Genomic DNA, 6456 nt, shown 5'->3' on the forward strand with positions numbered 1-6456 from the left:
GGCGGTCGGTCGGCAGGAGGAGTCGTCGGTGGCCTGACCTAGGCTGACGGCATGGCCGATCCTGCGACCTACCGCCCGAAGCCGGGGGAGATCCCCACGTCGCCCGGCGTCTACCGGTTCCGCGACCCGCACGGCCGCGTGATCTACGTGGGCAAGGCCAAGAACTTGAGGGCGCGGCTGTCGAACTACTTCCAGGACGTCGCGCACCTGCACCACCGCACGCAGACGATGGTGACCACGGCGGCGTCCGTCGAGTGGACGGTGGTGGGCACCGAGGTCGAGGCTCTCGCCCTCGAGTACTCGTGGATCAAGGAGTACGACCCGCGCTTCAACGTGAAGTACCGGGACGACAAGTCGTACCCGTACCTCGCGGTCACGATGGCGGAGGAGGTGCCCCGCGCCCAGGTGATGCGCGGGGCGAAGCGGCGCGGCACGCGGTACTTCGGCCCCTACGGGCACGCGTGGGCGATCCGGGAGACGCTCGACCTGCTGCTGCGGGTGTTCCCGATCCGCACGTGCTCCTCCGGGGTCTACCGACGCGCCCACCAGACGGGCCGGCCCTGCCTGCTCGGGTACATCGACAAGTGCTCGGCGCCCTGCGTGGGGCGGATCAGCGTCGACGACCACAAGCAGCTCGCGCAGGACTTCTGCGACTTCATGGCGGGGGACACCCAGCGGTTCGAGCGACGCCTCACCGCGCGGATGAACGAGGCGGCCGCGTCGATGGAGTACGAGCAGGCAGCACGCCTGCGCGACGACATCCAGGCGCTGCGCCGCGCCACCGAGAAGAACGCCGTGGTGCTGCCCGACGCGACGGACGCCGACGTCTTCGCCCTCGCCGGGGACGAGCTGGAGGCGGCGGTCCAGGTGTTCCACGTGCGCGGCGGGCGCATCCGCGGCCAGCGCGGCTGGGTCGTGGAGAAGGTCGAGGACGTCACGGACGCGGAGCTGGTCGAGCACCTGCTCCAGCAGGTCTACGGCGCCGTGGAGGACGCGCGAGCCGCGGCGGACGGCTCCGGGGACGCGTCCGCCGACGCCGCAGCCGACGCGGCCGCCCGTCGCGAGGCTCGCGACGCGGTGCCGCGGGAGGTCCTCGTCCCGGAGCTGCCGCCCGACCCGGCACAGATGACCGCGTGGCTCTCCGGGCTGCGCGGAGCTCGGGTGGAGCTGCGCGTGCCGCAGCGCGGCGACAAGCGGGAGCTCGCCGGGACCGTCCGCGCCAACGCCGAGCACGCGCTGGCGCTCCACCGCACCCGGCGGGCCGGGGACCTCACCACCCGCAGCCAGGCGCTGCGGGAGATCCAGGAGGCGCTGGGACTCGAGTCGGCACCGTTGCGCATCGAGTGCTACGACGTCTCTCACACCCAGGGGACCTACCAGTCGGCGTCGATGGTCGTGTTCGAGGACGGGCTGCCGCGCAAGAGCGAGTACCGCACGTTCTCGGTGCGAGGCCCCGAGGGCGACGGCGCGCGCGACGACACGGCGGCGATGCACGAGGTGATCACACGCCGGTTCCGGCGGTACCTCGCGGACCGGCTGGCGGCGGGCGACCTGGAGCTCGACGACGGCGAGGACCGCGAGGGGGGCGACAGCCCGGACGGTGGCGCCCGCCCCCGGTCCGGTCCCGTGCCCGCCGAGGAGCCGGGGGAGCGCAAGCGCTTCGCGTACCCGCCGAACCTCGTCGTGGTCGACGGCGGGCCTCCCCAGGTCGCGGCGGCGCAGCGCGCCCTGGACGAGCTCGGCGTCACCGACGTCGCGCTGTGCGGTCTCGCGAAGCGGCTGGAGGAGGTCTGGCTGCCCGGCGAGGACTACCCGGTCATCCTCCAGCGCTCGTCGGAGGGGCTCTACCTGCTCCAGCGCGTGCGCGACGAGGCGCACCGATTCGCGATCACGCAGCACCGTCGCCGGCGGAGCAAGGGCATGACGGCGTCAGTCCTCGACGACGTCCCGGGCCTCGGCCCCGCGCGCCGCAAGGCGCTCCTGAGCACGTTCGGGTCCGTGAAGCGGCTGCGTGCGGCCGGGGTGGACGAGATCGCGCAGGTGCCCGGGATGGGGCGACGCACGGCAGAGGCGGTCGTGGCGGCCCTCGCCGCCGACGGGGGCAGCGCGCCCTCGAACCAGGACGGACCGGCGACTGGCATGCTGGGCGCATGAGCGAGCCGTCGCCCACCACCGTCCCGCAGGGCATCCCCGAGATCGAGGCTGCGACGCACGCCCCCGAGTCGCCGGAACCGGAGGTGCTGATCATCACGGGCATGTCCGGGGCCGGCCGGTCGCGGGCCGCCGGCGTCCTGGAGGACCTCGACTGGTTCGTCGTCGACAACCTCCCGCCGCTGATGATGGTGCCGCTCGTGGACCTCATGACGCGGGCGGGCTCGTCCGTCGAACGCCTGGCCGTGGTGGTCGACGTCCGCGGCCGCGAGTACTTCGCCGAGCTCACCCGCGCGCTCCTGCACCTGCGCGAAGCAGGCGTGAACTACCGGATCCTCTTCCTCGACGCGCGCGACGAGACCCTCGTGCGCCGGTACGAGAGCGTCCGGCGCCCCCACCCCCTGCAGGGCGAGGGACGGATCCTGGACGGGATCGGCGAGGAGCGCCGTCGGCTCGCGTCGATCGAGGAGCGCGCCGACGTCGTGATCGACACCTCGGAGCTGTCGGTCCACGACCTCGCCCGCGAGGTGCGCGCCGCCGTGGCCGACGGAGCCCCCGACGCGCTCCGCGTCAACGTGCTCGCCTTCGGGTTCAAGTACGGCCTGCCGCTGGACGCCGACCACGTCGTGGACGTGCGCTTCCTGGCGAACCCCTACTGGATCACCGAGCTGCGGCACCTGACCGGCCGCGACGCCCCCGTGCGGGAGTACGTGCTGGACCGGCCCGGGGCGCGGGAGTTCGTGGACCGCTACGTCGCAGCGCTCGAGCCGGTCCTGGCCGGGTACCTGGCGGAGGAGAAGCGGTACGTGACGATCGCCGTCGGCTGCACCGGCGGCAAGCACCGGTCCGTCGCGATCGCGGGCGAGATCGCCCAGCGGCTGCGCGACGCCGGGCAGCGCGTCACCCTCACCGCACGCGACCTGGGGAAGGAGTGACGACGCCGGCCCAGAGCCAGGGGGCGCTCGCGGTCACGGCGCTCGGCGGCGGTCACGGCCTGTACGCGAGCCTGTCCGCGCTGCGGCTGATGTCGGACCGGCTCACCGCGGTGGTGACGGTCGCGGACGACGGCGGCTCGTCCGGGAGGCTCCGCGACGAGCTGGACGTCCTGCCGCCGGGCGACCTGCGCATGGCGCTCGCGGCGCTGTGCGACGACTCGGAGTGGGGGCGCACCTGGAGCGACCTGCTGCAGCACCGGTTCGTGTCGGGTGGCAGCCTCGACAAGCACGCCATGGGCAACCTGATGATCGTGGCGCTGTGGGACCTGCTGGGCGACACGGTGACCGGGCTCGACTGGGTCGCGAACCTGCTGGGGGCGCGCGGGCGCGTGCTGCCCATGGCGTCCGTCCCCCTGGTGGTCGAGGCGGACGTCCGGCGGGACGGCGCGGCGACGCTGGAGACCGTGGTCGGGCAGTCGCGGGTGGCGGTGACCGGGGGGCGGATCGAGCAGCTCCGGCTCGTGCCGGAGGACCCGCCGGCCTGCCCGGAGGCCGTGGAGGCGGTGCGGACCGCCGACTGGGTCGTGCTGGGCCCGGGGTCCTGGTACTCGTCGGTGCTGGTGCACCTGCTGGTCCCGGAGCTCGCCAGGGCCCTGCACGAGACGGATGCGCGGGTCTGCGTGACGCTCAACCTGGCTGCGGAGCGTGGCGAGACGCAGGGGCTGACGGCCACCGACCATCTGGAGGCGCTGCACCGGCACGCCCCGGACCTGCGCGTGGACGCCGTGCTCGCCGACCCGTCCGCGGTGGAGGACGTCGACGAGCTCGCGGACGCCGCAGGGATGCTCGGGGCGCGGCTGCTCATGCGCCAGGTGCGGCGCGGCGACGGCTCGGCCCGGCACGACGCGCTGCGTCTCGCCGCGGCGTACCGGGACGTCTTCGAGGGCGTCTACGGGGACGTCTGAGCCGTTCCGGCCTGCGCCGAGGTTCCTTCCCGCGCGTGGCAGGATGACGCCATGGCGCTGACGGCAGAGGTGAAGGACGAGCTCACGCGGATCAAGGTGACCCGGACGTCGTGCCGCAAGGCCGAGGTCTCGGCGACGCTGCGCTTCTCCGGCGGGCTGCACATCATCTCCGGCCGCGTGGTCATCGAGGCGGAGCTGGACGACGAGGCGGCAGCGGCACGGCTGCGACAGTCGATCACGGAGCTGTACGGGCACGTCAGCGACCTGATCGTCGTGCAGGCCGGCGGCCTGCGCAGGAACAACCGGTACGTGGTGCGCGTGGTGCGCGACGGCGAGTCGCTGGCCCGCCAGACCGGGCTGCTCGACTCCCGAGGACGCCCGGTGCGTGGCCTCGCGCCGGAGGTGGTGTCTGCGGGCGTCGCCGAGGCGGAGGCCGTGTGGCGGGGCGCGTTCCTCGCGCACGGCTCGCTGACGGAGCCGGGACGCTCGATGGCGCTGGAGGTCACGTGCCCGGGACCGGAGGCGGCGCTCGCCCTCGTCGGGGCCGCCCGCCGCCTCGGCGTGCAGGCGAAGTCGCGCGAGGTGCGCGGCGTGGACCGCGTGGTGGTGCGTGACGGCGAGGCGATCGGCGAGATCCTGCGCCGGATGGGTGCGGTCGCGACCCGCGAGGTCTGGGAGGAGCGGCGCGCGCGTCGCGAGGTCCGGGGCACCGCGAACCGCCTCGCGAACTTCGACGACGCGAACCTGCGCCGTTCGGCGCGGGCGGCGGTCGCGGCCGGTGCCCGCGTGCAGCGTGCCTTCGAGATCCTCGGCGACGAGGTGCCGGACCACCTGCGCCAGGCGGGCGAGCTGCGTCTGGCGCACAAGCAGGCGTCGCTGGAGGAGCTCGGCCAGCTGGCGGACCCGCCGCTGTCGAAGGACGCCGTCGCCGGCCGGATCCGCCGCCTCCTGTCGACGGCCGACAAGCGGGCGCTCGACACGGGCATCCCGGACACGGAGTCGGGCCTGAGCCCAGACCTGCTCGACCTCTGAGGGGTGCCGGGCGGGCGTGGCAGCGCCACCGTCCGCCCGGTGGGGGAGCGCGGACGGCCGCCGTCCATATGGTCAGACCACACGTCTCACGGGGACGCCGAAGGTCGGCGGCACCACCGGTTCGGGTATAGGCTCATGGCGTCAGGTGACGACGACGTGACCCAAGGCTGACCGCCCGGAGGAAGACGTCGGGGGTCCCACGGGTCGCGACGTGAATCATCAGCGTGCCCCACGTGGCGCGCGGAAGTCGGCATCAACCGTGTGCGCCGGATCCCACCGGCGCGCCCTGAGGAGGGCAATCGTGACCATCCGCGTCGGGATCAACGGCTTCGGTCGGATCGGACGGAACTTCTACCGCGCTCTCGTGGAGTCGGGTGCGGACATCGAGGTCGTCGGCGTCAACGACCTGACCGACAACAAGACTCTGGCCCACCTGCTCAAGTACGACACGGTGCTCGGCCGCTTCCCGAAGTCGGTCGACTTCGACGACGACAACATCATCGTCGACGGCCACAAGATCCGTGCGCTCGCCGAGCGCGACCCCGCCAACCTGCCCTGGGGCGAGCTGGGCGCGGACATCGTCATCGAGTCCACCGGCTTCTTCACGGACGCGACGAAGGCGAAGGCGCACATCGACGCCGGCGCCAAGAAGGTCATCATCTCCGCCCCGGCGAAGAACGAGGACGCGACCTTCGTCATGGGCGTGAACAACGACCAGTACGACGCCGCCGCGCACCACATCATCTCGAACGCGTCGTGCACCACGAACTGCCTGGCCCCGCTGGCCAAGGCGCTGAACGACTCGATCGGCATCGAGCGCGGTCTCATGACCACGATCCACGCCTACACGGGTGACCAGAACCTGCAGGACGGTCCGCACAAGGACCTCCGCCGCGCCCGTGCCGCCGCGCAGAACATCGTGCCGACCACGACCGGTGCCGCCAAGGCGGTCGCCCTGGTGCTCCCCGAGCTCAAGGGCAAGCTGGACGGCTACGCCCTGCGCGTCCCGGTCATCACCGGCTCGGCCACGGACCTCACGTTCGAGGCGCCGCGCGAGGTGACGGTCGAGGAGGTCAACGCCGCGGTCAAGGCCGCCGCCGAGGGCCCGCTCAAGGGTGTGCTCGAGTACGTCGAGGACGACATCGTCTCCTCGGACATCGTCACCGACCCGCACCAGAGCATCTTCGACTCGAAGCTGACCAAGGTGATCGGCAACCAGGTCAAGGTCGTCTCCTGGTACGACAACGAGTGGGGCTACTCCAACTCGCTCGTCGCGCTGACGGTCTTCGTCGGCGAGAAGCTCTGACGACTCCGGCGCCCGACACCGCTCGAGCGTGAGTCACGACGTCCGCGTGCGCGCCGAACTCCGGCCG

General features: G+C 72.8%; 5 protein-coding genes. All 5 read left to right on the plus strand.

Annotated features, from left to right (window positions below):
- Positions 1-51 precede the first annotated feature (51 nt).
- The 5 genes from uvrC to gap all read left to right on the plus strand — a co-directional run bounded on the left by uvrC (position 52) and on the right by gap (position 6389).
- Entirely contained in the window at positions 52-2154 is a 2103-nt protein-coding gene (uvrC, locus tag ACWGKI_RS14605; protein ID WP_452187948.1) for an excinuclease ABC subunit UvrC, read from the plus strand.
- Complete coding sequence (rapZ, locus tag ACWGKI_RS14610) at positions 2151-3086, plus strand: RNase adapter RapZ (RefSeq protein ID WP_380245051.1); 936 nt, start codon at positions 2151-2153, stop codon at positions 3084-3086. Before uvrC ends, rapZ begins: the two co-directional genes overlap by 4 nt.
- Positions 3083-4051, plus strand: coding sequence for a gluconeogenesis factor YvcK family protein (locus ACWGKI_RS14615; RefSeq protein ID WP_380245050.1), 969 nt, complete (start codon positions 3083-3085; stop codon positions 4049-4051). The genes rapZ and ACWGKI_RS14615 overlap by 4 nt, the downstream gene beginning before the upstream one ends.
- Before the next feature lie 51 nt (positions 4052-4102).
- Complete coding sequence (gene whiA, locus ACWGKI_RS14620; protein WP_380245049.1) at positions 4103-5083, plus strand: DNA-binding protein WhiA; 981 nt, start codon at positions 4103-4105, stop codon at positions 5081-5083.
- Positions 5084-5384: 301 nt separating this feature from the next.
- Complete coding sequence (gene gap / locus ACWGKI_RS14625; protein WP_380245048.1) at positions 5385-6389, plus strand: type I glyceraldehyde-3-phosphate dehydrogenase; 1005 nt, start codon at positions 5385-5387, stop codon at positions 6387-6389.
- Positions 6390-6456 lie beyond the last annotated feature (67 nt).

The sequence above is a fragment of the Isoptericola sp. NPDC055881 genome (assembly GCF_053615895.1).